This window comes from Pseudomonas sp. NFPP07 (assembly GCF_900115645.1).
GTDB lineage: Bacteria > Pseudomonadota > Gammaproteobacteria > Pseudomonadales > Pseudomonadaceae > Aquipseudomonas > Aquipseudomonas chlororaphis.
Genome location: NZ_FOXG01000001.1, coordinates 545,674 through 569,866, shown reverse-complemented (window position 1 = coordinate 569,866; position 24,193 = coordinate 545,674). Strand labels below are relative to the sequence as shown.

Annotated in this window: 26 protein-coding genes; 21 read left to right on the top strand and 5 right to left on the bottom strand. The window is 60.0% G+C overall.

What is annotated here, in order from left to right:
- Positions 1-35 precede the first annotated feature (35 nt).
- The 3 genes from argJ (at position 36) to BM019_RS02700 (ending at position 2,925) form a co-directional block, all read left to right on the top strand.
- A complete protein-coding gene (gene argJ / locus BM019_RS02710) occupies positions 36-1,253 on the top strand; it encodes a bifunctional glutamate N-acetyltransferase/amino-acid acetyltransferase ArgJ (RefSeq protein WP_092417538.1) in 1,218 nt (405 codons plus the stop codon).
- 104 nt (positions 1,254-1,357) lie between these two features.
- Positions 1,358-1,990, top strand: coding sequence for a glutathione S-transferase (locus tag BM019_RS02705; RefSeq protein WP_092417537.1), 633 nt, complete (start codon positions 1,358-1,360; stop codon positions 1,988-1,990).
- Positions 1,987-2,925: a Nudix family hydrolase gene (locus BM019_RS02700; RefSeq protein WP_092417536.1), complete on the top strand. Its 939-nt coding sequence runs from the start codon at positions 1,987-1,989 to the stop codon at positions 2,923-2,925. Before BM019_RS02705 ends, BM019_RS02700 begins: the two co-directional genes overlap by 4 nt.
- A gap of 77 nt (positions 2,926-3,002) precedes the next feature.
- Here BM019_RS02700 and BM019_RS02695 read toward each other — a convergent pair whose 3' ends face one another.
- From BM019_RS02695 to BM019_RS02685, 3 genes are read right to left on the bottom strand one after another with little or no spacing between them, the layout of a single operon-like run.
- Positions 3,003-3,581 (bottom strand): cob(I)yrinic acid a,c-diamide adenosyltransferase, encoded by a 579-nt coding sequence (locus BM019_RS02695; protein WP_092417535.1) that lies wholly within the window; start codon positions 3,579-3,581, stop codon positions 3,003-3,005.
- Positions 3,582-3,583: 2 nt separating this feature from the next.
- On the bottom strand, positions 3,584-5,620 hold the full coding sequence (locus BM019_RS02690; protein ID WP_053262397.1) for a sensor histidine kinase: 2,037 nt from the start codon (positions 5,618-5,620) through the stop codon (positions 3,584-3,586).
- 45 nt (positions 5,621-5,665) lie between these two features.
- Complete coding sequence (locus BM019_RS02685) at positions 5,666-6,583, bottom strand: putative 2-dehydropantoate 2-reductase (protein WP_092417534.1); 918 nt, start codon at positions 6,581-6,583, stop codon at positions 5,666-5,668.
- Positions 6,584-6,728: 145 nt separating this feature from the next.
- On the opposite strand from BM019_RS02685, the gene BM019_RS02680 reads away from it, so the two are divergent.
- Positions 6,729-7,214 carry a YajQ family cyclic di-GMP-binding protein gene (locus tag BM019_RS02680; protein ID WP_007931144.1) on the top strand — a complete coding sequence of 162 codons (486 nt, stop codon included), beginning with the start codon at positions 6,729-6,731 and terminating at the stop codon, positions 7,212-7,214.
- 141 nt (positions 7,215-7,355) lie between these two features.
- Entirely contained in the window at positions 7,356-8,195 is an 840-nt protein-coding gene (locus tag BM019_RS02675; RefSeq protein WP_009045294.1) for a mechanosensitive ion channel family protein, read from the top strand.
- A 191-nt stretch (positions 8,196-8,386) separates the two neighbouring features.
- Here the strand turns inward: BM019_RS02675 and BM019_RS02670 are convergent, their stop codons facing one another.
- Positions 8,387-9,739 (bottom strand): OprD family porin, encoded by a 1,353-nt coding sequence (locus BM019_RS02670; RefSeq protein WP_009045293.1) that lies wholly within the window; start codon positions 9,737-9,739, stop codon positions 8,387-8,389.
- A gap of 924 nt (positions 9,740-10,663) precedes the next feature.
- On the opposite strand from BM019_RS02670, the gene BM019_RS02665 reads away from it, so the two are divergent.
- Both BM019_RS02665 and BM019_RS02660 read left to right on the top strand, forming a co-directional pair.
- Positions 10,664-11,089, top strand: a complete 426-nt coding sequence (locus BM019_RS02665) for an HIT family protein (RefSeq protein ID WP_009045292.1) — start codon at positions 10,664-10,666, stop codon at positions 11,087-11,089.
- Between the two features lie 3 nt (positions 11,090-11,092).
- Positions 11,093-11,299, top strand: coding sequence for a SlyX family protein (locus BM019_RS02660; RefSeq protein ID WP_007931136.1), 207 nt, complete (start codon positions 11,093-11,095; stop codon positions 11,297-11,299).
- Between the two features lie 78 nt (positions 11,300-11,377).
- Here the strand turns inward: BM019_RS02660 and BM019_RS31140 are convergent, their stop codons facing one another.
- Positions 11,378-11,983, bottom strand: a complete 606-nt coding sequence (locus BM019_RS31140; RefSeq protein WP_009045290.1) for a cold-shock protein — start codon at positions 11,981-11,983, stop codon at positions 11,378-11,380.
- A 457-nt stretch (positions 11,984-12,440) separates the two neighbouring features.
- Between BM019_RS31140 and BM019_RS02650 the strand changes: the two genes are divergently transcribed.
- The 14 genes from BM019_RS02650 (at position 12,441) to ybgF (ending at position 24,115) form a co-directional block, all read left to right on the top strand.
- The gene (locus BM019_RS02650; protein ID WP_009045289.1) at positions 12,441-12,914 is read left to right on the top strand and encodes a Dps family protein; all 474 of its coding nucleotides are present in this window, start codon (positions 12,441-12,443) and stop codon (positions 12,912-12,914) included.
- A 262-nt stretch (positions 12,915-13,176) separates the two neighbouring features.
- On the top strand, positions 13,177-13,398 hold the full coding sequence (locus tag BM019_RS02645; RefSeq protein ID WP_007931131.1) for an FmdB family zinc ribbon protein: 222 nt from the start codon (positions 13,177-13,179) through the stop codon (positions 13,396-13,398).
- A gap of 96 nt (positions 13,399-13,494) precedes the next feature.
- Positions 13,495-15,270 carry an aspartate--tRNA ligase gene (gene aspS, locus BM019_RS02640; protein WP_092417533.1) on the top strand — a complete coding sequence of 592 codons (1,776 nt, stop codon included), beginning with the start codon at positions 13,495-13,497 and terminating at the stop codon, positions 15,268-15,270.
- Between the two features lie 117 nt (positions 15,271-15,387).
- Positions 15,388-16,134, top strand: a complete 747-nt coding sequence (locus tag BM019_RS02635; protein ID WP_007931120.1) for a YebC/PmpR family DNA-binding transcriptional regulator — start codon at positions 15,388-15,390, stop codon at positions 16,132-16,134.
- 156 nt (positions 16,135-16,290) lie between these two features.
- Entirely contained in the window at positions 16,291-16,815 is a 525-nt protein-coding gene (gene ruvC, locus BM019_RS02630) for a crossover junction endodeoxyribonuclease RuvC (protein WP_007931118.1), read from the top strand.
- 115 nt (positions 16,816-16,930) lie between these two features.
- The gene (gene ruvA / locus BM019_RS02625) at positions 16,931-17,539 is read left to right on the top strand and encodes a Holliday junction branch migration protein RuvA (RefSeq protein ID WP_007931117.1); all 609 of its coding nucleotides are present in this window, start codon (positions 16,931-16,933) and stop codon (positions 17,537-17,539) included.
- On the top strand, positions 17,540-18,598 hold the full coding sequence (ruvB, locus tag BM019_RS02620; protein WP_009045286.1) for a Holliday junction branch migration DNA helicase RuvB: 1,059 nt from the start codon (positions 17,540-17,542) through the stop codon (positions 18,596-18,598).
- Positions 18,599-18,737: 139 nt separating this feature from the next.
- Complete coding sequence (gene ybgC / locus BM019_RS02615; protein ID WP_025805902.1) at positions 18,738-19,205, top strand: tol-pal system-associated acyl-CoA thioesterase; 468 nt, start codon at positions 18,738-18,740, stop codon at positions 19,203-19,205.
- Entirely contained in the window at positions 19,195-19,890 is a 696-nt protein-coding gene (tolQ, locus tag BM019_RS02610; protein ID WP_007931111.1) for a protein TolQ, read from the top strand. The genes ybgC and tolQ overlap by 11 nt, the downstream gene beginning before the upstream one ends.
- 14 nt (positions 19,891-19,904) lie before the next feature.
- Positions 19,905-20,357, top strand: coding sequence for a protein TolR (gene tolR / locus BM019_RS02605; RefSeq protein ID WP_007931110.1), 453 nt, complete (start codon positions 19,905-19,907; stop codon positions 20,355-20,357).
- Positions 20,357-21,436: a cell envelope integrity protein TolA gene (tolA, locus tag BM019_RS02600; RefSeq protein WP_007931108.1), complete on the top strand. Its 1,080-nt coding sequence runs from the start codon at positions 20,357-20,359 to the stop codon at positions 21,434-21,436. Before tolR ends, tolA begins: the two co-directional genes overlap by 1 nt.
- A gap of 38 nt (positions 21,437-21,474) precedes the next feature.
- Positions 21,475-22,734, top strand: coding sequence for a Tol-Pal system beta propeller repeat protein TolB (gene tolB, locus BM019_RS02595; RefSeq protein WP_221178295.1), 1,260 nt, complete (start codon positions 21,475-21,477; stop codon positions 22,732-22,734).
- A 52-nt stretch (positions 22,735-22,786) separates the two neighbouring features.
- Positions 22,787-23,284 carry a peptidoglycan-associated lipoprotein Pal gene (pal, locus tag BM019_RS02590; RefSeq protein ID WP_003178634.1) on the top strand — a complete coding sequence of 166 codons (498 nt, stop codon included), beginning with the start codon at positions 22,787-22,789 and terminating at the stop codon, positions 23,282-23,284.
- A 6-nt stretch (positions 23,285-23,290) separates the two neighbouring features.
- On the top strand, positions 23,291-24,115 hold the full coding sequence (ybgF, locus tag BM019_RS02585) for a tol-pal system protein YbgF (RefSeq protein WP_092417531.1): 825 nt from the start codon (positions 23,291-23,293) through the stop codon (positions 24,113-24,115).
- The last annotated feature ends 78 nt before the right edge of the window (positions 24,116-24,193 follow it).

Sequence of the window (24,193 nt, the reverse complement as noted above, 5' to 3'; positions counted from 1 at the left end):
GCGGTGCACATATCAGGTTAAAGAGGAGCGCATTCATGGCTGTTGGTCTTGGTCCTTTGCCAACGTTGCACCCGGTTGCCGGTTTTGAACTTGGTATCGCTTCGGCGGGCATCAAGCGCCCGGGGCGCAAGGATGTTGTGGTCATGCGCTGTGCCGAGGGTTCTACGGTGGCCGGTGTGTTCACCTTGAACGCGTTCTGCGCCGCTCCGGTGATCCTGGCCAAGCAGCGCGTGCAGGGCCCTGTGCGTTACCTGCTGACCAACACCGGTAACGCCAACGCCGGCACCGGTGAGCCAGGCCTGGCCGCCGCGACCCGCACTTGCGCCAAGCTGGCCGAGCTGGCTGGCGTCGATGCCAGGGCCGTACTGCCGTACTCCACCGGGGTCATCGGCGAGCCGCTGCCGGTCGAGAAGATCGAAGGCGCGCTGCAGGCCGCGCTGGATGACCTGTCCGTGGACAACTGGGCCGCCGCCGCCACGGGCATCATGACCACCGACACCCTGCCCAAGGGTGCCAGCCGCCAGTTCCAGCACGACGGCGTGACCATCACCGTCACCGGTATCAGCAAGGGCGCGGGCATGATTCGTCCGAACATGGCGACCATGCTCGGCTACATTGCCACCGACGCCAAAGTCTCCCGTGAAGTGCTGCAGAACCTGCTGCTGGATGGCGCCAACAAGTCGTTCAACCGCATCACCATCGACGGCGATACCTCCACCAACGACTGCTGCATGCTGATCGCCACCGGCCAGGCAGCCCTGCCGGAAATCACCGAAGCCAGCGGCCCGCTGTTCGCCGCGCTGAAGCAGGCGGTGTTCGACGTGTGCATGGAAGTGGCCCAGGCCATCGTGCGTGACGGTGAAGGCGCGACCAAGTTCGTGACGGTCGAAGTCAACGGCGGCGGCAATCATCAGGAGTGCCTGGATGTCGGCTACACCGTGGCCCACTCGCCGCTGATCAAGACTGCGCTGTTCGCTTCCGACCCGAACTGGGGGCGTATCCTGGCCGCTGTCGGTCGTGCCGGCGTGCCGGACCTGGATGTGAGCAAGATCGACGTTTTCCTCGGTGAGGTGTGTATCGCCAGCCGTGGCGCGCGTGCCGCCACCTACACCGAGGCCCAGGGCGCGGCGGTGATGCAGCAGGAAGAAATCACCATCCGCATCGAGCTGGGCCGCGGTGATTGCAGCGAAACCATCTGGACCACCGACCTGTCCCACGAGTACGTGAAAATCAACGCGGAATACCGTACCTGATACACCGCTACTCGCTTCTACATGGACGCGACGCATCACGTGTAGGAGCGAGTCCGCTCGCGATGGAGGCCTCGGGCCTCCATCTCCTCTGAAAGGTGCCCGAGATGAATCTTCACCTGATCATCGGCGACAAACTCTATTCCTCCTGGTCGCTGCGCGCCGCCCTGGCGCTTGAGCTGGCCGGCGCGACTTACACCGAAGAACTGATCAAGCTGAACCAGCCCGATACCCGCGAGCTGCTTCTCAAGCATTCGCCAACCGGCAAAGTCCCGTTGCTGAAGAGCGAGCACGGCACCATTGCCGACTCCCTGGCGATTGCCGAATACCTGGTCGAGCGTTTTCCCGAAGCCGAGCTCTGGCCGCGGGATGTGGCCGCCCGTGCTCAGGCCCGCTCCGCCTGCGCGCAGATGCACAGTGGCTTTTTCGGCTTGCGCGGCAATCTGCCGTTCGACCTGAGCCGTGATGCCGCACTTTCACCCATGCCGCCCGAGGCCCAGGCCGATATCGAGCGGATGCTGGCGTTATGGGTCGAATGTCGCGCGGCCGCGACCGAGCCAGGGCCTTTCCTGTTTGGTCGGGTCAGCCTGGCGGACGCCTTTTTTGCGCCAATCGCCGTGCGCCTGCGTACCTATCGGGTGGCGCTGCCGGCTGTCGATGCCGCCTATGTTGAAACGATCTATCAATGGCCAGCCTTCAAGGCCTGGCAGAAAGCCGGTTTAGAGGAAGCAGTGCGGTGAAACGAGTACATGTGGCGGCGGCCGTTATCCGTGATGCCGATGGCAGGATCCTGATTGCCCGACGTGCCGATACCCAGCATCAGGGCGGCCTCTGGGAGTTTCCCGGCGGCAAGGTCGAAGCGGACGAGGCGGTGGAAGCGGCGTTGACCCGTGAGCTGCAGGAGGAACTGGGCATTCTGGTGTCCCAGGCGCGGCCTTTAATCAAAGTGCAGCACGATTACCCGGACAAGCAGGTGTTGCTGGATGTCTGGGAAGTGTGCGCCTTTACCGGCGAGCCCCATGGCGCCGAGGGCCAGCCTTTGGCCTGGGTCACGGCCCGTGAGCTGGAGAACTACGAGTTCCCGGCGGCCAACCAGCCGATCGTGGCGGCGGCGCGCTTGCCGAGTGACTACCTGATCACCCCGGAAGGCCTGGAAACACCGGCGCTGTTGCGGGGCATGCAGAAGGCCATTGCCGGCGGCAGCAAGTTGATCCAGCTACGCGCGCCCAACGGCTACGACCCGCAATACCGCGACCTGGCGGTGGATGCGGTCGGCCTGTGTGCGGGCAAGGCGCAATTGATGCTCAAGGGGCCGTTCGAATGGCTGGGGGATTTCCCCTCGGCGGGCTGGCATATCACTTCGGCGCAGCTGCGCAAATACGCCAGCGCCGGACGTCCCTTTGGCAAGGAGCGCTGGCTGGCGGCGTCTTGCCATGACGCTGAAGAGTTGTCCTTGGCGCAGCAGATGGATGTGGACTTTGTGACGCTGTCGCCGGTCCAGCCGACCCAGACTCACCCTGAGGCGCAGCCACTGGGTTGGGAGCAGGCCGCCCGACTGATCAGCGGTTTCAACAAGCCGGTGTACCTGCTGGGCGGTGTCGGTCCGGATCAGCGCGAGCAGGCCTGGCAGGCCGGTGCGCAAGGGGTGGCAGGGATTCGCGCGTTCTGGCCCTGAGGCCATTCACTCGCCAGTTCGCTCCTGCATAAGTTGCAGGAGCGGGCTTGCTCGCGAGCGGCGGAGAAAAACGCCCGCTATTCGGGTTTGGCCGCTGCCTGCCAGAGAATCTCGGCAATCCCCTGGCGCTTGGCAATCAGGCGTGCCGCGACAAACAGCAGGTCGGACAGGCGATTGATGTAGGCCAGGCCGACCCCCTCCAGCGGTTCCACGGCATTCAGATGCTGGCAGCGTCGCTCGGCACTGCGCGTCAGGCTGCGACAGACATGGGCTTGGGCAATCAAGGCCGAACCGCCCGGCAAGATGAAATTCTCCAGCGGCCCCAACTCTTCGTTCCAAGTATCGATGGCCGCTTCCAGGCGTTCGACTTCCGCGATATTCAGTGCCCGATACACCGGCATGGCCAACTCGCCACCCAGGTCGAAGAGGCGGTGCTGGCAAGGCGCCAGGACGTCGATCAGCTCTTGCAAGCCGGGATGTTCTAGACGCTGTTCCGCCAGCCCGGCCAAGAGTAGCCCCAACTGGCTGTTCAGCGTATCGACTTCGCCGATGGCTTCGACCCGCGGATGGTCCTTGGGAACCCGGCGCCCGTCACCCAGCCCGGTTTCGCCTTTGTCGCCGGTGCGGGTGTAAATCTTCGACAAGCGAAAGCCCATGCTTACCTCTCCAGTGGGGGATGTTCCAGTGGTGGCGGCTGACTGCCCGCCAATGGCAAACGCAAGGTGAAGCAAGTGCCCTGGCCCTGCGTCGACTGCACTTCCATCTGGCCTTTGTGATTGTTGGTGATGATGAAGTAAGAGACCGAAAGCCCAAGGCCGGTGCCCTGGCCGATTTCCTTGGTGGTGAAGAACGGTTCGAAGGTGCGTTTGCGCACGTTTTCGCTCATGCCGATGCCGTTGTCCTCGACCTGGATTTCCGCCCAGGGCGGGTTCAGCCGGGTGCGCAGGATAATGCGCCCGGGTTCGCTGTCATCCACGCGCTGGTGAATGGCCTGGGCGGCGTTTTTCAACAGGTTGAGCAGGACTTGCTCCAGTTCGTTGGCGGTACCGGGCACCGGCCCCAGTTGCGGGTCGAACTGGCGGATGATGGCCTGGCCCTTGAAGTCGAAGCCTATGGCCAGGTCGAAGTCGTTGCCGGCAATCTCCACGGCCTGGTCGATCAACGCCGGCAGGTCACAGGGCGCCATCTGCCGGTTGCTGCGCCGGCTGAAGCTGAGCATATGGGTCACGATCTTCGCCGCCCGGGCGCCAGCCTGCTGAATGCCATCAAGCAGTTGCGGCACTTCGCGGCTCTGCAGGTAACGGTTGACGGTTTCCAGCTCGATGCCGATCTGCTCGGCATGTTCCTGATTCTTCGGCAGCTCGGGGGACAGGCGCCGACGAATGTTCTGCACGTTGTGCAGGATGGCCCCCAGCGGGTTGTTGATTTCGTGGGCCATGCCGGCGGCCAGGCCGCCCACGGAGAGCATTTTTTCCGACTGCACCATCATTTCTTCCAGGGACAGGCGCTGGGTGATGTCGTCGATCCGGATCACCACGCCGCGCCCGGCACCGCCCATCAGCGGGTAGAAGGTCAGGGCGTAATGCCGGGCTTCGTCGTCCTTGACCCAGGTGACCCGCTCGACCTTGGTGACCGTATGTTGCTCCACGGTTTCCTTGAGTTGCGGCAGGAACGGCTTGAGCGGTTCGAAGGCGAGGAAGATCGGCTGATTCAGCGCTTCGTCCAGGCGGGTGCCGGAGAGGGCGCTGGCCTCCTGGTTCCATTGGGTGACATAGAGCTGCTCGTCGAGGGCGATCAGCGCCGAGGGCATCGAGTCGATGATGCTGTTGAGGTAGTTCTGAAAGCCGGTGAGTTTCTTTTCGATCTTGCTGCGCACCTGGACTTCCAGCTCCAGCTTGCGGTTGGTGTGACGGGTTTCCTCGGCCAGCCCCTGGGCCTGGTCATAGGCCGCCTGGGAGTCGTCGCGGGCCCGCTTGAGTTGCTGTTCTCGCGCTTCGATGCGCGACAGCATGGTGTTGAAGGCCTCGGCCAGGCTGCCGATTTCATCGTGGTTGCCACGGGCGGCGCGCAGGGAATAGTTTTCCTCGCGTGTCACCTGCCGGGACAGTTCTTCCAACTGATGGATGGGTTGGGTGATCAGCCGTTTGATCTGTCGGGCAATGATCAGCCACAGCAGCACGCTGAAGATCAGGATGCCCAGGCTCGCGGTCAGGGTGCCGGTGTAGAAGGCCATCGGCAGCTCACTGCTGGCCACCAGCAACAGGTGGCCGGGGGGCTGGCCGGCGCGGGGCAGGGTGATGATCTGGTTGCTGCGAAATTCGGTCAGTTGCCAGGCTTCGATATGCCGATAGCGTTCCGGCAGATTCAGGCGTTCGCCATGTTGCAACTGGGCCAGGCGCGTGCCCTTGCCGTCATAGATCGCTGCGGCGCGCAGGGGAGAGTAGCTGTTGAGTTCGTTGAGCAGCTTCTCGGCATTTTGTGGCGAGTCCAGCGCCTGTGCGGCCAGGGTCGGGTTGGATACCAGTCGGCCGATGGTCTGCAAGGCTTGCGGCGCCATGCTTTCCTGAGAGATCCAGTAGGCGGCGCTGATAAAGGTCAGGTTGGCGACCAGCAGTACGGTAATCAGCAGGACGAGCAAGGCGGCCAGCAGTTTTTGGCCGACCGGCAGGTTTTCAAGGCGCTGGCGCAATGGCATCGGGGACGTCGCTAGAGAGGAACACGTGGGCAGCGTAGCCGCTGCTCAGTCGCTGGGCAATCCGCGCTGCTGCAGGTGTTCCACCAATAGCCGGCGCAGGCGGCCGAGGTTGGGCAGATGCAGCTGGTGCCTGGCGGCAACGTCGCAGGCATGCCCCAATAAGTAGCTGATTTCGGTCCTGCGCCGGCTGGCGACGTCCTGGTACATGGAGGAGTAGTTGGCGGCGGTCGCCTGGATCACCCGCTCCACTTCCTGCTGCAGGTTCTCGGCCGCGGCGGGCTGGCCGCAACGTTCCAGCAGTTCGCGCAGCTCGACGCACAGCATCGCCACTTCGCAATGGTGCTGCAGCAGGCCGCCGTTGCGGCAGTCGTGCAGGACCGTCAGGGGGTTGATCGCGCAGTTGAGCGCCAGCTTGCGCCAGAGGCGGGTCAGGATATCCGCGCTCCATTCATGGGGGATGCCGCTGGCGCTCAGGTCGTCGAGCCAGAAGGGCGCGGTAGGGTGGCTGGCGTCCCCCAGCCAGGTGTAGCCATGGCCGGCGAACACCACGCGCCAGTCGCCATCGCGAAAGGCGCCTTCGGTGCTCGAGGCATAAATGCAGCGGGCCTGCGGCACCTGGGCGGCCACGGCGTCCTGGCTGCCCAGGCCGTTCTGCAGCAGGACCAGTTCGGCATCCGGCGTCAGGCGCGAGACCAGCTGGCTGACGGCCTGTTGCGCGTCATAGGCCTTGCAGGCCACCAGCAGGCGAGTGATGGGCTCAGGGTTGTCGACCGTCTCGCCGGGAATGGCATGAAAACTGGCCTGCCCTTGTTCCACCAGCGTCAGTCCGCCCGCGGCCTGGTAGGCCTGCAGGCGGGCCTGATCGCGCAGGATCAGGCGCACCGGCAAGCCGGCCCGGGCCAGGCGTGTCGCCCAGAGGGTGCCGAGGCTACCCGCGCCCAGAATGTGCCAGGTGGTCGACATCAGCGTGGTGCTCGGTTTGGCAGGCGCATGCGAGGCTCGCAGTGAAGGAGGGGAAAGACCCGTTATAATGAGCCCGGATTTTAACCGCAAACCGGGCGTGCTCCATCTTTATCGAGCTGCGCCCCTTTTTTATTGGAGAAATTACATGCCGTCGTTCGACGTGGTATCCGAACTGGACAAACACGAAGTCACCAACGCAGTGGAAAACGCCGTCAAGGAGCTGGACCGCCGCTATGACTTGAAGGGCAAGGGCAGCTTCGAGTTCAAGGAAAAGGAACTCACCGTCAACCTGACCGCTGAAGCCGAATTCCAGCTGGAAGCGATGATCGAGATCCTCAAGCTGGCCCTGGTCAAGCGCAAGATCGATGTGCAGTGCCTTGAGGTCAAGGACGCTTACGCTTCGGGCAAGGTGATGAAGCAGGAAGCCACCCTCAAGGAAGGCATCGACAAAGAGCTGGCGAAAAAAATCGTTGCCCACATCAAGGACGCCAAGCTGAAGGTCCAGGCTGCGATCCAGGGTGAGCAGGTACGGGTGACCGGCAAGAAGCGCGACGATCTGCAGGAAGCCATCGCCGCCCTGCGGGCGAAAGAGTTCGGCATGCCGCTGCAGTTCAACAACTTCCGCGACTGATGGGATTTTTCGGGAACCTCGCGAGTTTATTGGCGTCCGAGGCCCGAGTAGTGGGCAGAAACGATTAAGCCTTTATAAAGAAAGCTACTCGTTCTGCCCTTGTTTTTTGTGTGCCCGGCAGCCGGGAATCAGGAGAGATAGATGGATTTGAATGCTGAAGTGGACAACCTGGTCAAGGCTTCCCAAGCCTGGATTCCGATGATCATGGAATACGGCAGTCGGGTACTGCTGGCCGTCATCACGCTGGCCATCGGCTGGTGGCTGATCAACAGTCTGACGCAAAAAGTCGGCAAGCTGCTGGCGCTGCGTAATGCCGACCAGGCCCTGCAGGGTTTTATCAGCAGCCTGGCGAACGTCATTCTCAAGGTGCTGCTGGTTGTCAGCGTGGCCTCGATGATCGGTGTCGAAACCACTTCGTTCGTTGCCGCGATCGGTGCGGCGGGTCTGGCCATCGGCCTGGCCTTGCAAGGCAGCCTGGCCAACTTCGCCGGTGGCGTGCTGATCCTGCTGTTCCGTCCTTTCCGCATCGGCGACGTGATCGAAGCCCAAGGCATCAGCGGCACGGTCGACAGCATCCAGATCTTCCACACGGTGCTGCGTACCGGTGACAACAAGACCGTCATCGTGCCTAACGGCAACCTGTCCAACGGCATCATCACCAACCACAACCGCCAGCTGACCCGCAAAGTGATCTTCGATGTCGGCGTGAACTACGAGGCTGACCTGCAAAAGGCCCGTGAGGTTCTGCTGGACCTGGCCAAGGACGAGCGTGTGCTGGCCGATCCGGAGCCGGTGGCGGTGGTTTCCATGCTGGGTGACAGCGCCATTACTCTTTCCTTGCGAGTCTGGGTGAAAACCGCGGACTACTGGGATGTGATGTTCCGCTTCAACGAGTTGTCCCGTGATCGCTTGAAGGAAGCGGGTATTGATATTCCGTTTCCACAACGAGTGATTCGTGTGGTTCAGGAAGCGGCTGTTTGAGTAAGTAACGGGGATAGGGATTAAAAGTCTGATCGAGTGGTCAGGCTTTTAACGCAATACTTGCTGGAGAGTGTTTGAAACCTGGTTGTAACAATAGGCTGTCGACAACCGGAGCTTCAGCGAGCTGCCAGCCCCAATAAAAAGGCCCATCGAATGATGGGCCTTTTTTATTACTCGCTAAGTAACCGCTATTACAAGATCGACAGTGGGTAGTCGACGATCAAGCGGAACTCTTTGACATCACCTTCGGCTTGGTCAGCGTTGGCAGTGTGCCAGGCTTGACGAACGCGGAACGACAAGTCTTTAGCTGGGCCGGTCTGAACAACGTACTTGGCTTCGAAGTTGGTTTCGTGGTGTTTGCCATCTGCGCCATAACCGTAAAGACGGTATGGGCTGTCAGCGTCCATCTTGGTGCCGTCGATGTCCCAACCTTTCACGTAGCGGGTCATGAAACTCAGGCCAGGAACGCCGTACTCGGCCATTTTCAGGTCGTAACGGATCTGTGCGGACTTCTCGTTCGGGCCGTTGAAGTCAGAGTACTGGATGGAGTTGGCGAGGAAGATCGAGTCGCCACCACGGTTGGAGCCGCGCTTGGTGGTGTCGTGGCCACCGATACCGATGTAGTCGAATGGCGTGTCACCATTGACCTTCTGGAACCCAACGGTAAGGGTGTGCGCTTTCAGGAACGAGAAGGCTGCTGCCAGGGAGAACGTGGTGTTGCTGATGTCACCAGCCTTGGCGCTACCAGAGTCGGTGGTACGGTAGATGTTACCGTCCAGGTTCAGCGACTGATCGCCACCCATCGGGATGGTGTAGTTCAGGTTGGCGTAGTACTGGTTCCAGATATCTTCTAGCTTGGCGCCGTAGAGCGATGCACTCAGGTTGTCGGTGATGCCGTACTTGCCACCGAAGTAGTCGATGCTGTTGGATGCCACGCCGGCGTAGTTAGCATACAAGTTGCCGTTACGAGCGTTGGAGTCCTGGCTGGTACCCGAATAGAAGTGACCGCCTTCCAGATCAAGGTTTTTGATCTCGCTGCTCTGCAGTTGGAAACCGCTGGCAGTTTGAGGAAGGATCCGGGAACCGCCGACCGCGAAGACCGGGGAGGTGCTTGGCTGCATGTCGCCGAATTTCAACTCGGTTTTGGAAATGCGGAATTTGACCGCAGCGCCTGCTTTGCCCTGGCTGTCGTTGACGTCGCCATCGGAGTCGCGGCTCATGTTGCCGGTGCCGCCAGTGCCGTCGCCGCCGTCCAGCTTGATCGCCAGATAACCGAACGCATCAATGCCGACGCCTACAGTGCCCTGAGTGTAACCAGAGCTGAAGTTACCCCAGATACCCTGGGTCCAGTCCTTCTGATCATTGTTGCGATTTTTGTTGTCACGGTTGAAGTAATAGTTACGCAGCAGTACGTCGAACTTAGCGTCTTCAACAAAGCCCTTGGCTTCAGACTGGTCACTTACAAAAGGTGCGGCCGTAGCCACTTGAGTACTGGCGGCTGCTGCAACTGCCAGTGCGATCATGCTCCACTTCATCACGCGCATCGTGATTTGCTCCTTTGGTTTTTAGAAGAGTACTGCCGTCCCACCTGTTTTATTATCTGGGCGGCTCTTTCTTTTTGTGTCGGCGCAAACTTATATCACGCCGACAATGTTGGCGATACTTGCGTATCAGTCCTTTCAGCTTCTTTACGACCCTGTCGCAAAATGCTCGATCAATGTCGCAAATCCGCAGTCCGCATGTACCCGGACTGACAACTTCAGCGCTGTTTTCGAAGGCTTGAACCTGGAACAAAAAGAACTTTGGTCAAGCAGTCAAATCTCCATGGGGGCAGCCTTGCCACTATTGTTATTAGTCACAGGAGAGGCCTTTTTCCGGTGGCTCCTCCTGGGACAATGTGGGTGTGAATGCAACAAGCGTGCACAAAACGCAAAGGCACCGAGTTTTTTTCGGTGATAGCCCTTCTGGCTGTAAAAACCGCATAAAACAGTGGTTTTAAGGTCGTTTTGTTTGGGCTTGACGTTCCCTGTCCTCCTGGTGTTGATCCCTGAAAAAAACGCATGACATTCCAAAACGTTACCGGTTCACCCTGCTGAGTGAGTAGATGGCGGATGGTTAACGCACTGAGCGTAGACGCACTGTGAGGTTTTGGTGCAAAAGTTTCTTGATGCAGCTCAATCATCATCCGGCGTCGGGCACTGGAAGAATGCGCAGGGAAGGGCCTCTTTCGCGGTTTTCTCCTTGTTTTTTATGAGCTTCGTTCTGTCATGGTGCAGCCCGCTGGAAAATGTTCCAGTCCGGGGCGCTCTGACGCGTGGCATCGAGGATGAGTGTTGAGGCGGGATCAGCGCAGCAGAGCGATGAACGCAAGAGCTTTCGCAGGTATGCTGCCGTTCTGTCGCTTGGCGGGCAGCCGGTCATGGCGTTCGCTAAGCTGAAACTTGATGAGCTGAGCGGGAGTATGCGCGGTGTTCGCTTTAGATCCACGACTTCAACAAGACACATTGCCCATTGGGGACTTCCCCCTTTGCCGGCTGCTGTTGTCCAACGATTCCAATTACCCGTGGTTCATCCTGGTACCGCGCCGGGAAGATATCAGTGAGTTGTTTCAATTGGATGACGCGGACCAGCAGCAACTATGGCGAGAAACCACGGCGCTGGCGGAGTTGCTTAAAGACTCGTTCGATGCGGACAAGTTGAATGTGGCGACTCTGGGTAATGTCGTCAGCCAGTTGCACATGCACGTTATCGTTCGCAAGCGCGACGATGCGGCCTGGCCTGCTCCGGTATGGGGCAAGCTGCCTGCCAAGCCCTATGCCGCCGAACAGGTGGCTGCGATTCGTGAGCGGTTACGACTGGTCCTGACCGATGATTTCAAGTTTCTGGAGGGCTGAGTCATGAACCTGGAAGAGCGGGTAACCGATCTGGAAAGCCGATTGGCTTTTCAGGATGACACCATTCAAGCCCTGAACGACGTGCTGGTAGGGCAGCAGCGGGTGGTCGAACGTCTGCAATTGCAAATGGCCGCCTTGCTCAAGCGACAAGAGGAAATGGTGGGGCAGTTCGAATCATTCGAAGAAGAGGCTCCGCCGCCACATTACTGAGCATCGGGCGACCGGACGTTCAGGCAATAAAAAACCGCGAGCAGCATGGCTGCGTCGCGGTTTTTTTTGGGGCGTGAATCAGCGCCGCGGCAACGCCGCAATCACGTCTTCGGCTTGCAGGCCCTTGTCACGATTCATGACGGAGAACTCCACGCGCTGGCCTTCCACCAGGACGCGGTGACCTTCGCCACGAATGGCGCGGAAGTGCACGAAGATATCATCGCCGGAGTCGCGAGAGATGAAGCCGAAACCCTTCGAAGTGTTGAACCACTTGACGGTGCCGGTATCGCGATTGCTCATGTCGTAGGTTTGCGACGTATTGGTCGAGGGGGACGATTTATAGAAGCTGACGGCCAGGTGCAGAAGAACGGCGATCGCCGCGGTCAGCAGGCTGAACAGCACAGCCGGTTGACCTGCGATAACCGGCATTGGTGCCAGCAGGGTCAAGGTCTGCAAGACCACCGCCAGCACCAGGAGCGCGCTGACCAGGTTTTGCAGTTGGTGACGCGGACCTTTGTTCCAGTAAGGGATAACCGGAGCCAGTGTCAGGTTGAGCAGGCCGAAAAAGGCCAGGTAAAGAGCATCGGGTTGTTGCAGGAAGGGAACGGCTTCGGATCGCAGGCTAGGGATAAAGGACAGCAGCAAGGCTGCTGCGCCCGTTAGCAGGTGGACGATTTTCAACATTTTAATGAACTCACGTTAAGACGGATCACAAGGAAGAGCTGAGCGTGCACGGTTCGCTTCTGAACAATGGGAGGCGGTGAGCACGTGCGCGGGATCAGCCTATGCGCTGAGGCCGAGAAATAGGCAACAACGACACGGCCTCTATTTAACAGCAAAGCCCAGGCCTTCTCAAATCAGGCGCTGTGGCCGGGAGGAGGGAGAAAACCCTGGTTGTCCTGAGGGAATACCGGACTATCGGGCAAAGCCTTGTTCTAGAGAGCCAGCGCCCAAAAAAGTGGAACGGCGGCTTTCCAGGCGGGTCACAACCGGCGTGGACCTTCTTGCAGGTACTGGCCGCCCGCTTGGTGGGCAATTTGTCGCAGTGCCTCGGGCAATCCCGGGCTGCGGGTGCAGGGCAGTCTTGCTAGAGTGGTCCGGTACCTGACCTGTTGAATTCAATGTACTAACGGAGATAGACATGGCAATCGATATCGGTATCAGCGCAGAAGATCGCAAATCCATCGTGGAGGGGCTCTCTCGCCTGCTTTCAGATACTTATGTGCTTTATCTGAAGACTCATAATTTCCACTGGAACGTCACGGGGCCGCAGTTCCGCACGCTGCATCTGATGTTCGAGGAGCAGTACAACGAACTGGCGCTGGCGGTGGACCTGATTGCCGAGCGTATCCGCGCCCTGGGGTTCCCGGCGCCAGGTGCCTATTCCATCTACGCGCGTCTTTCTTCGATCAAGGAAGAAGAGGGTGTGCCAAGCGCCGATGAGATGATCAAGCAACTGGTGGCGGGGCAGGAAGCTGTGACCCGCACTGCCCGTGGCATTTTCCCGATCATCGACAAGGTCAGCGACGAACCTACCGCAGACTTGCTGACCCAGCGGATGCAGGTGCATGAGAAAACCGCGTGGATGCTGCGCTCGCTGTTGAGCGAGCAATAGTCCCGCAGACCGAATGGCGCCGTTATCGGCGCCATTTGCCTTTATGGGGCGTGACTTGTCGTCCGATCATGGCTGTTCGTCCTCAGGCTCGATGAGTGGGGTATGGCAGTGGGGCGCTGGCTTTGTTTCGGCGGGCGGTGGTCTATCGGCGCCGTCATACGGCTGCACAGGGCCGATTTAATGGATATAATCCCGCCCTTTGCTATATAACCCGGGCCTCGGCACGGGTTAAGCCAGACGTTAAGTACGCCGAGACGCTCTCATGCCCATGTACGACTACCAATGTGCTTCCTGTGGTCATCAGCTGGAAGCCATTCAAAAGATCAGCGCGCCTGCGTTGGTCGATTGCCCTGCCTGCCAGGCGCCCGAGCTGAAAAAAATGCTGTCCATGCCAGGTTTCCGCCTCAGCGGTTCGGGCTGGTATGAGACCGACTTCAAAACCGGCGCCAAGAAGAACCTGGCCGGTGGCGACAAAGCTGATTAAGTTGAACGACACGCGCGAGCTCTTGCATTATCCGGTACCCCGAGGTGCGCAAGGCCTCCCATCGAATTTCGAATTACGAGAAGTGAAACCACTACCATGATGCGCAGCCATTATTGCGGCCAACTGAACGAAAGCCTGGAAGGTCAGGAAGTTACCCTTTGCGGATGGGTCCACCGTCGTCGCGACCATGGCGGGGTGATCTTCCTCGATATCCGTGATCGTGAAGGTCTGGCCCAGGTAGTGTTCGACCCGGACCGCGCTGAAACCTTCGCCGCCGCCGACCGCGTGCGCAGCGAATACGTGGTCAAGATCACCGGCAAGGTGCGCCTGCGTCCGGCCGGTGCCGGCAACGCCAACATGGCTTCGGGCATGATCGAAGTCCTGGGCTACGAGCTGGAAGTGCTGAACGAAGCGGAAACCCCGCCGTTCCCGCTCAACGAATACTCCGACGTGGGCGAAGAAACCCGCCTGCGCTATCGCTTTATCGACCTGCGCCGTCCGGAAATGGCCGAGAAGCTGCGTCTGCGCTCGCGCATGACCACCAGCATCCGTCGCTACCTGGACGAGAACGGTTTCCTCGACGTCGAAACCCCGATCCTGACCCGTGCCACCCCTGAAGGCGCGCGTGACTATCTGGTGCCGAGCCGTACCCACGCCGGCAGCTTCTTCGCCCTGCCGCAGTCGCCCCAGCTGTTCAAGCAGCTGCTGATGGTCGCCGGCTTCGACCGCTACTACCAGATTGCCAAATGCTTCCGCGACGAAGACCTGCGTGCCGACCGTCAGCCTGAGTTCACTCAGATCGACATCGAAACCAGCTTCCTCGATGAAAAAGACATCATGGGCCTGACCGAAGGCATGATCCGCAACCTGTTCAAGGAAGTGCTGGATCTGGAATTCGGCGAATTCCCCCACATGACCTTTGAAGAAGCCATGCGTCGCTACGGTTCCGACAAGCCGGACCTGCGTAACCCGCTGGAACTGGTGGACGTTGCCGACCAGCTCAAGGACGTGGAATTCAAGGTGTTCAGCGGTCCGGCCAACGACCCGAAATGCCGTATCGCCGCCTTGCGCGTTCCTGGCGGGGCGAGCATGCCGCGCAAGCAGATCGACGATTACACCAAGTTCGTCGGCATCTACGGTGCCAAGGGCCTGGCCTACATCAAGGTCAACGAACGCGCCAATGGCGTTGACGGTCTGCAGTCGCCAATCGTCAAGAACATCCCGGAAGCCAACCTGAATGTGATCCTCGATCGCGTGGGTGCGGTCGACGGCGACATCGTGTTCTTCGGCGCCGACAAGGCCAAGATCGTCAGCGAGGCCCTGGGCGCGCTGCGGATCAAGCTCGGTCACGACCTGAACCTGCTGACCTGCGAATGGGCGCCGATGTGGGTTGTCGATTTCCCGATGTTCGAAGAGAACGACGACGGCAGCTTCACCGCCTTGCATCACCCGTTCACCGCGCCGAAATGCTCGCCGGAAGAACTGGAAGCCAACCCGGCGACCGCGCTGTCCCGTGCCTACGACATGGTGCTCAACGGCACCGAACTGGGTGGCGGTTCGATCCGTATCCACCGCAAGGAAATGCAACAGGCGGTCTTCCGTCTGCTGGGCATCGATGAAGCGGAACAGGAAGAGAAGTTCGGCTTCCTGCTGGACGCCCTGAAGTACGGCGCGCCGCCGCACGGTGGCCTGGCGTTCGGCCTGGATCGCCTGGTGATGCTGATGACCGGCGCCCAGTCGATCCGTGAAGTGATCGCCTTCCCGAAAACCCAGAGCGCCGCTTGCGTGATGACCCAGGCTCCTGGCCTGGTCGACGCCAAGGCGCTGCGCGAACTGCACATCCGTTTGCGCGAACAGCCAAAAGCTGAGTAAGGCCGACCTGAAGGCGCATCTTCGGATGCGCCTTTTTCTATTGGGTCGAGATATTTGTTGCCCGCCCGCTGTTAAAGGCGTTGCGGGCAATGTTTCAAAGAGAATTTGGAGCGCGTTATGGCAGGTCATTCCAAGTGGGCGAACATCAAGCACCGCAAAGAGCGTCAGGATGCCAAGAGAGGCAAGATCTTCACCAAGTGGATCCGTGAGCTGACGGTCGCCGCTCGTCAGGGCGGTGGCGAGCCGGGTTCCAACCCGCGTCTGCGCCTGGCCCTGGACAAGGCCCTGGGCGCCAACATGAGCCGCGACATCATCGATCGCGCCATCGCCCGTGGTGCGGGTGCGACCGAGGCCGACAACGTCGAAGAGCTGACCTATGAGGGTTACGGCCCGGGCGGCGTGGCGGTGATGGTCGAATGCATGACCGACAACCGCAACCGTACCGCCGCGGCCGTGCGCCATGCGTTCAGTAAATGTGGCGGCAATCTTGGTACTGACGGTTCGGTGGCGTATCTGTTCGAACGCAAGGGGCAGATCAGCTTCGCGCCGGGCGTCGATGAGGACGCACTGACCGATGCGGCGCTGGAAGCCGACGCTGATGACGTGGTCGTTCACGAAGATGGCTCGATCGATGTGTTTACCTCGTTCACTGGCTTCTATGCGGTACGCAACGCGCTCGAAGAGGCCGGTTTCAAGGGCGATGACGCGGAAATCGTCATGCAGCCGACCACCAGTGCCGAGCTGGATCTGGAAGGCGCCGAGAAGATCCTCAAGCTGATCGACATGCTCGAAGATCTGGACGACGTGCAGAACGTCTACTCCAACGCGGATATTCCCCAGTCGGTTGCCGAGCAACTCGGCTGATAGCGCGATAAAAGATCGCAGCCTTCGGCGGTTTCCCCCCTTTACACACAGGGTTACGCTGTACCTGTAGGGGAGCTGTCGAAGGCTGCGATTTTTTGTTTTTCCGGCTTCTCCCGGCGTTACCTTAGGCAACCGAACTTTCTCTTTGCAGGCGTTATGACTCTTATTCTTGGTATCGACCCGGGTTCGCGCATCACCGGTTACGGCGTGGTACGTGATACCGGGCGTGGCTGCGTGTACGTGGCCTCGGGCTGTATTCGCACGGGCGCCGGCGAGCTGCATGAGCGGCTGCAAATCGTCTATCGCGGGGTTCGCGAGGTCATTCAGACCTACGGTCCGGTGACCATGGGCATTGAAAAGGTGTTCATGGCGCGTAATGCCGATTCGGCCTTGAAACTGGGTCAGGCCCGTGGCGCGGCGATCGTAGCGGGAGCCGAGGAGAGCCTGGAAATCGCCGAATACACCGCCACTCAGGTCAAGCAGGCCGTGGCGGGCACCGGTGGGGCCAACAAGGAACAGGTGCAAATGATGGTCATGCACTTGCTCAAATTGACCAGCAAGCCGCAGATCGACGCCTCGGACGCCCTGGCGATTGCCATCTGTCATGCCCACACCCGTTCCAGCCTGCTGCCCCACGGCCTGGGTACCGCACGCAGTCGTGGCGGCCGCCTGCGTCTCTGATAGCATCTGCGCAAACATTTGATGAGTGGAGCATCCCGCGCCTGTCTGCCCGGCCCGGATCTTCGTTCTATGACTCGCCGGCCCCCTGTTCTGGCCTGAGCTAAGGATCTGAAACGTGATTGGACGCTTGCGCGGCACCTTGGCTGAAAAACAGCCGCCGTACCTGATTCTCGATGTAAACGGCCTGGGTTACGAGGTGGAAGTCCCCATGACCACCCTCTACCGCCTGCCGTCGGTCGGTGAACCGCTCACCCTGCACACCCATTTGGTCGTGCGTGAAGATGCCCAGTTACTCTATGGCTTTGCCAGCAAGCGCGAGCGGGACTTCTTTCGCGAACTGATTCGCCTCAATGGCGTGGGGCCGAAACTGGCGCTGGCGCTGATGTCCAGCCTGGAGGTCGACGAGCTGGTGCGTTGCGTGCAAGCGCAGGACACCTCGGCGCTGACCAAGGTGCCGGGGGTCGGTAAAAAGACCGCGGAGCGCCTGCTGGTCGAACTCAAGGACCGCTTCAAGGCCTGGGAAACCGTACCGAGCATGTTTGCCCTGGTACCGAACCAGCCGGATGCGCCGATGCCGGTGGCCAGTGCCGAGACCGATGCGGTCAGCGCCCTGATCTCCCTGGGCTACAAGCCGCAGGAAGCCAGCAAGGCCGTTTCCGCGATCAAGGAAAAAGGCCTGAGCAGTGAAGACATGATTCGCCGCGCCCTGAAGGGAATGATTTAAGTGATAGAAGCAGATCGTCTGATCGCCGCCACGGGCCCCCGTGAGCGCGAGGAAGTCCAGGACCGTGCGATTCGCCCCGTCAGCCTGGCCGAATACATCGGCCAGCCGACGGTGCGCGAGCAAATGGAGCTGTTCATCCAGGCTGCCCGCGGGCGCAACGAGTCGCTGGACCACACCCTGATCTTCGGCCCGCCGGGCCTGGGTAAGACCACGCTGGCCAACATCATCGCCCAGGAAATGGGGGTGTCGATCAAGAGCACCTCGGGGCCGGTGCTGGAGCGCCCTGGCGACCTGGCGGCGTTGCTGACCAATCTCGAACCGCACGACGTGCTGTTTATCGATGAAATCCATCGCTTGTCGCCGATTGTCGAGGAAGTGCTGTACCCGGCCATGGAAGATTTCCAGCTGGACATCATGATCGGCGAAGGGCCGGCGGCCCGTTCGATCAAGCTCGACTTGCCGCCGTTCACCCTGGTGGGGGCGACGACCCGCGCGGGCATGCTGACCAACCCGCTGCGCGATCGCTTCGGTATCGTCCAGCGCCTGGAGTTCTACAGCACCGCGGACCTGGCGACCATTGTCGGGCGCTCCGCCGGCATTCTCGGCTTGCCGCTGGACCCGGATGGCGCCTTTGAAATCGCCCGGCGCGCCCGCGGGACGCCGCGTATCGCCAACCGTTTGTTGCGCCGGGTGCGGGACTTTGCCGAGGTTCGCGCCAAGGGCCACATCACCAAGCCCATCGCCGACCTGGCGCTGAACCTGCTGGATGTCGACGAACGTGGCTTCGACCACCAGGACCGGCGCCTGCTGCTGACCATGATCGAGAAGTTCGACGGCGGGCCGGTGGGGGTCGACAGCCTGGCGGCCGCCATCAGCGAGGAGCGGCATACCATCGAGGATGTGCTCGAGCCCTATCTGATCCAGCAAGGCTATATCATGCGTACGCCGCGGGGGCGTGTGGTGACCCGGCATGCCTATCTGCATTTCGGTCTAAACATCCCGTCACGATTGGGGGAGATGCCTGTGGTAGACGAATTCCTCGATGCCGTGGACGATTAATAACCGCTTGGGCAGCGATTTATTCGCAGCTTGTGCGGTCCTAGGGGGCTGGCATTGTCGTTATTTCGCCAGAAAGCCGTTCGAGAATGAAAAACAGTTGCCCGGCCGGATTGGCAACCTGAGGAGTAAGCACTAGAGTATGCGCGCGCAAAACGGGCTTGAGTCGTTCGCACATCGTTGTCGCGTTTATTACGAAGACACCGATGCCGGCGGCATCGTGTATTACGTTAATTACCTTAAGTTTATGGAACGGGCTCGAACCGAGCGGCTACGAGATCTGGGCTTTGCCCAATCGCAGCTGGCAGGGGAGAACCTGTTGTTCGTTGTGCATTCCAGCGAAGCGCGCTACCACGCGCCGGCGCGACTGGACGACGAGCTTCTGGTAAGTGCAGAAGTCATCGAATTGAACCGGGCCAGCCTGCGCTTCAAACAGCAGGTCAGGCGAGCCACGGATAATGCACTGCTCTGCGAAGGGCAGTTTCTGGTGGCCTGTGTGCGCACCGACAATTTGAAACCCCGGGCCATTCCCGAAGCTCTACGTGCGGCCTTCGCCGACGTGAGCGGCGCGGGTACACACTCAGAGCAGGAGATAAAGCGTGGAAGCTAACGTCGTCGACCATTCCTCCATGTGGAGCCTGGTCAGCAATGCCAGCATCGTTGTGCAGTTGGTAATGCTGACCCTGGTAGCCGCATCGGTGACCTCATGGATCATGATCTTTCAGCGCAGCAACCTGCTGCGTGCGGGTCGACGCGCCCTGGAGAGCTTCGAAGAGCGCTTCTGGTCGGGTATCGACCTGTCCAAGCTGTACCGTCAGGCAGGCAGCAACCCGGACCCTGATTCGGGCGTGGAGCAGATCTTCCGTGCCGGCTTCAAGGAATTCTCGCGCCTGCGCCAGCAATCGGGCGTTGATCCCGAGGCGGTCATGGAAGGTGTCGCGCGTGCCATGCGTGTCGCCATCTCCCGCGAAGAAGAGAAGCTCGAGCAGAGCCTGCCATTCCTTGCCACCGTCGGCTCGGTCAGCCCTTACATCGGTCTGTTCGGTACCGTCTGGGGGATCATGAACTCCTTCCGCGGCCTGGCCAGCGCCCAGCAGGCGACCCTGGCGACCGTTGCACCTGGTATCGCCGAAGCCCTGATCGCCACCGCGATCGGCCTGTTTGCCGCGATCCCGGCCGTTATCGCCTACAACCGCTTTGCGGCCCGTGGCGAGACCCTGATCAGCCGTTACTACACCTTCGCCGACGAGTTCCAGGCGATCCTGCACCGTAAAGTGCACACCAGCGAAGAGTGAGCAGGTAAATCCCCATGGCCCGAGTTCGCCACAAACGCAAGCCGGTTGCCGAGATGAACGTGGTGCCCTACATCGACGTGATGTTGGTACTGCTGGTTATCTTCATGGTGACCGCGCCGATGCTCAATCAGGGCGTGAAAGTCGATCTGCCCAAGGTTTCCAGCGAAGCCTTGCCGCAGGACAACAACACCCAGGTCCTGACCATTTCGATCAAGGCTGACAAGACCTACTACTGGAACCTTGGCAGCGAAGTCGACACCGACAAGCAGATGGACAAGGCCATGACCTTGCCGCAGATGACCGACGCCGTGACCAAGATCATTCGCGCCGGCAATGAAGGCGGCAAGCATACCCAGGTGTTCATTCGCGGCGACAAGTCCGTCGATTACGGCGCCGTCATGGGCGCCATGGGCGGACTGCAGAAGGCCGGCGTCGGTAACGTTGGCTTGATTACCGAGGCGCCCTGATGCAGCAACAGCGAGAGCCGTCCGCCTCGGAAAGCTACTTCTGGCCTAGCGTGTGGGCAATTGCCCTGCACGTTCTGGTGTTCGGCATGCTGTTCGTCAGTTTTGCCATGACGCCGGAGTTGCCGCCGTCCAAGCCGATCGTCCAGGCGACCCTGTATCAGCTGAAATCGAAAAGTCAGGCGACCACCCAGACCAATCAGAAGATTGCGGGTGAGGCGAAGAAATCCGCCGCGCGCCAGACCGAAGTCGAGCAGATGGAGCAGAAAAAGGTCGAGCAGGAAGCGGTCAAGGCTGCGGAACAAAAGAAAGAAGAGGCTGCTCAAAAAGCCGAGGAAGCGAAAAAGGCCGACGAAGCCAAGAAAGCGGATGAGGCGAAGAAGGCTGATGAAGCCAAGAAAGCCGACGACGCGAAGAAGGCTGCGGAAGCGAAAAAGGCTGAAGAGAAACAATTGGCTGATATAGCCAAAAAGAAAGCCGAAGAAGAAGCCAAGAAAGCCGCCGAAGAAGAGGCCAAGAAAAAGGCCGCTGAAGAGGCGAAGAAAAAGATAGTCGAAGACGCGAAGAAGAAAGCCGCGGAAGACGCCAAGAAGAAAGCTGAAGCAGACGAGGCGAAGAAGAAGGTCGCCGAGGACGCGAAGAAGAAAGCCGCCGCCGACGCAGCCAAGAAAAAAGCCCAGGAAGCAGCGCGTAAATCCGCCGAAGATAAAAAGGCCCAGGCCCTGGCTGATTTGCTTTCCGACACGCCGCAGCGTCAGCAGGCCTTGGCGGACGAGCAGGGCGACGAAGTCGCGGGCAGTTTCGACGATCTGATTCGTGCTCGTGCGGCGGAAGGCTGGGCTCGTCCTCCTTCGGCGCGCAACAACATGACGGTCGTGCTGCAAATCGGCATGTTGCCGGATGGTACGGTGACTTCCGTGTCGGTGGCCAAGTCCAGCGGCGATGGTCCGTTCGATGCCTCGGCGGTAGCTGCGGTCAAGAACATTGGACGTTTGACAGAAATGCAGGGAATGAAGCCGAGCGATTTCGCTCCGTATCGTTCATTCAAGATGACATTCACACCTGAGGATCTAGCCTTGTGAGAAACCTTCTTCGAGGATTGCTTGTCGTTATTTGCTGTATGGCAGGGATAGCGACAGCGGATGAAAAGAACATTCTGGTCACCAGTGGCAGTGACCGGGCCACGCCAATCGCCGTAGTGCCATTCGGTTGGCAAGGGGGCAGCGTGCTGCCCGACGACATGGCGGAAATCATCGGCAACGACCTGCGCAACTCGGGTTACTACTCGCCGATTCCAAAGCAGAACATGATCAGCCTGCCGACCCAGGCCAGCGAAGTCATCTACCGTGACTGGAAGGCCCTGGGCGCCCAGTACATCATGGTCGGCAGCATTGTCCCGGCGGGCGGTCGCCTGCAGGTGCAATACGCCCTGTTCAACGTCGCCACCGAACAGCAAGTGCTGACCGGCAGCGTCTCGGGCAGCGTCGACCAGTTGCGCGACATGGCTCACTACATCTCCGACCAGTCGTTCGAAAAGCTCACCGGTATCAAGGGCGCCTTCTCGACCCGCATGCTGTACGTCACGGCAGAGCGTTTCTCCGAGAAGAACACGCGCTACACCCTGCAACGCTCCGACTATGACGGCGCGCGCGCGGTGACCCTGCTGCAATCCCGTGAGCCGATCCTGTCGCCGCGCTTCGCTCCGGATGGCAAGCGCATTGCCTATGTGTCGTTCGAACAGAAGCGTCCGCGCATCTTCGTTCAGCACATCGACACTGGCCGCCGCGAGCAGATCACCAACTTCGAAGGCCTGAACGGCGCGCCTGCCTGGTCGCCGGACGGCCAGCGCCTGGCGTTCGTGCTGTCCAAGGACGGCAACCCGGACATCTATGTGATGAACCTGGGTTCGCGTCAGATCTCGCGTGTGACCGCGGGGCCTGGCATCAACACCGAACCGTTCTGGGGCAAGGATGGTTCGACCATCTACTTCACCTCGGACCGTGGCGGCAAGCCACAGATCTACAAGACCAGTGCCAGCGGTGGCGGTGCGGAACGGGTGACTTTCGTGGGCAACTACAACGCCAACCCGAAACTGTCCGCGGATGAAAAAACCCTGGTCATGATTCACCGGCAGGACGGTTTCACAAACTTCAAGGTAGCTGCTCAGGATTTGCAGCGTGGCAACGTAAAAATCCTTACCGACAGCACACTTGATGAGTCGCCTACTGTTGCGCCCAACGGCACCATGGTAATCTACGCCACCCGCCAGCAGGGCCGGGGAGTCTTGATGCTCGTGTCCATTAATGGACGCGTGAGGCTCCCGCTTCCTACCGCACAAGGCGAAGTCAGAGAACCGTCCTGGTCCCCTTACCTGAACTGACGCGGCGCTTTACGTTTTACTTAACACACTGGGGTTCATTAGGAGTTTCACGATGGAAATGCTGAAGTTTGGTAAGTTTGCTGCGCTGGCTCTGGCCATGGCTGTAGCTGTAGGTTGCTCCTCCAAAGGCGGCGACAACGCTGGTGAAGGCGCTGTTGATCCAAACGCTGGTTACGGCGCTAACACCGGTGCAGTTGACGGCTCCCTGAGCGAAGAAGCTGCTCTGCGCGCAATCACCACCTTCTACTTCGAATACGACAGCTCGGACCTGAAGCCAGAAGCCATGCGCGCTCTGGACGTTCACGCCAAAGACCTGAAAGCAAACGGCGCTCGCGTTGTTCTGGAAGGCAACACCGACGAACGTGGTACTCGTGAGTACAACATGGCTCTGGGCGAGCGTCGTGCGAAAGCCGTTCAGCGCTACCTGGTGCTGCAAGGCGTTTCCCCAGCTCAGCTGGAGCTGGTTTCCTACGGCGAAGAGCGTCCAGTTGCTACCGGCAACGACGAGCAGTCCTGGGCTCAAAACCGTCGCGTCGAACTGCGTAAGTAATTCGTCATGCGAACGTGCCGTCGTGCTCTAACTGTCTTGGCTCTCAGCCTCGCGCCGCTTTCGGCGTGGGCTGCGGTTCCTGTGGTCGATAACAACTCGGGCTATAACAATAGCGGAGGCAGTTATCCGCCAGCGGGTTATGGCACGAACGGCGCCTATGCCGGGGGAGGGGTTTCGACCCCTGTCTCGGCACAGGGCGAGCTGTTCCAGCAACTGCAGCAAATGCAGGATCAAATCGCACGGCAACAAGGTGTGATTGAAGTACTGCAAAACGATATTGCGCGTATGAAGCAGGAAAGCCTGGAGCGTTACCAGGATCTTGATCGACGCATTGGAGCGGGCGGTGCACCTGCCGCGACTCCTGATAATTCTTCTGCCGGTGGCGATGTCAGTGCCGCCGGTGCAGCTGCCGGGGCTGCCTCGCAAGCTCCAGCGGCAAGCAGTGAACCGGGCGATCCGGCGAAGGAAAAGCTGTATTACGAAGCAGCCTTCGACCTGATCAAGGCCAAGGATTTCGACAAGGCCAGCCAGGCTTTCGCCGCATTCCTGCGTAAATACCCAAACAGCCAGTACGCGGGTAATGCCCAGTACTGGTTGGGCGAAGTGAACCTGGCCAAAGGCGACCTGCAAGGTGCCGGCCAGGCATTCGCCAAGGTCTCCCAGCTGTATCCGAAGCATGCCAAGGTGCCGGACTCGCTGTACAAGCTGGCTGACGTAGAGCGCCGCCTGGGCCACACTGACAAGGTCAAGGGCATTCTGCAGCAGGTGGTGGCCCAATATCCGGGTACTTCCGCCGCCCAGCTGGCTCAGCGCGATCTGCAACGCATGTAATCGAGTTTGAGTTGTTTGGAAGAAACCCGCGCTTGCCGCGGGTTTTTTCGTTAGAATCCATGCCCTTTTTATGAAACA

Bases quoted from the DNA above. Each gene is read 5' to 3' on its own strand.
- argJ (WP_092417538.1), top strand. From the start codon at position 36: ATGGCTGTTGGTCTTGGTCCTTTGCCAACGTTGCACCCGGTTGCCGGT.
- BM019_RS02705 (WP_092417537.1), top strand. From the start codon at position 1,358: ATGAATCTTCACCTGATCATCGGCGACAAACTCTATTCCTCCTGGTCG.
- BM019_RS02695 (WP_092417535.1), bottom strand. From the start codon at position 3,581: ATGGGCTTTCGCTTGTCGAAGATTTACACCCGCACCGGCGACAAAGGC.
- BM019_RS02690 (WP_053262397.1), bottom strand. From the start codon at position 5,620: ATGCCATTGCGCCAGCGCCTTGAAAACCTGCCGGTCGGCCAAAAACTG.
- BM019_RS02685 (WP_092417534.1), bottom strand. From the start codon at position 6,583: ATGTCGACCACCTGGCACATTCTGGGCGCGGGTAGCCTCGGCACCCTC.
- BM019_RS02680 (WP_007931144.1), top strand. From the start codon at position 6,729: ATGCCGTCGTTCGACGTGGTATCCGAACTGGACAAACACGAAGTCACC.
- BM019_RS02675 (WP_009045294.1), top strand. From the start codon at position 7,356: ATGGATTTGAATGCTGAAGTGGACAACCTGGTCAAGGCTTCCCAAGCC.
- BM019_RS02670 (WP_009045293.1), bottom strand. From the start codon at position 9,739: ATGCGCGTGATGAAGTGGAGCATGATCGCACTGGCAGTTGCAGCAGCC.
- BM019_RS02660 (WP_007931136.1), top strand. From the start codon at position 11,093: ATGAACCTGGAAGAGCGGGTAACCGATCTGGAAAGCCGATTGGCTTTT.
- BM019_RS31140 (WP_009045290.1), bottom strand. From the start codon at position 11,983: ATGTTGAAAATCGTCCACCTGCTAACGGGCGCAGCAGCCTTGCTGCTG.
- BM019_RS02650 (WP_009045289.1), top strand. From the start codon at position 12,441: ATGGCAATCGATATCGGTATCAGCGCAGAAGATCGCAAATCCATCGTG.
- BM019_RS02645 (WP_007931131.1), top strand. From the start codon at position 13,177: ATGCCCATGTACGACTACCAATGTGCTTCCTGTGGTCATCAGCTGGAA.
- aspS (WP_092417533.1), top strand. From the start codon at position 13,495: ATGATGCGCAGCCATTATTGCGGCCAACTGAACGAAAGCCTGGAAGGT.
- BM019_RS02635 (WP_007931120.1), top strand. From the start codon at position 15,388: ATGGCAGGTCATTCCAAGTGGGCGAACATCAAGCACCGCAAAGAGCGT.
- ruvC (WP_007931118.1), top strand. From the start codon at position 16,291: ATGACTCTTATTCTTGGTATCGACCCGGGTTCGCGCATCACCGGTTAC.
- ybgC (WP_025805902.1), top strand. From the start codon at position 18,738: ATGCGCGCGCAAAACGGGCTTGAGTCGTTCGCACATCGTTGTCGCGTT.
- tolR (WP_007931110.1), top strand. From the start codon at position 19,905: ATGGCCCGAGTTCGCCACAAACGCAAGCCGGTTGCCGAGATGAACGTG.
- tolA (WP_007931108.1), top strand. From the start codon at position 20,357: ATGCAGCAACAGCGAGAGCCGTCCGCCTCGGAAAGCTACTTCTGGCCT.
- tolB (WP_221178295.1), top strand. From the start codon at position 21,475: ATGGCAGGGATAGCGACAGCGGATGAAAAGAACATTCTGGTCACCAGT.
- pal (WP_003178634.1), top strand. From the start codon at position 22,787: ATGGAAATGCTGAAGTTTGGTAAGTTTGCTGCGCTGGCTCTGGCCATG.
- ybgF (WP_092417531.1), top strand. From the start codon at position 23,291: ATGCGAACGTGCCGTCGTGCTCTAACTGTCTTGGCTCTCAGCCTCGCG.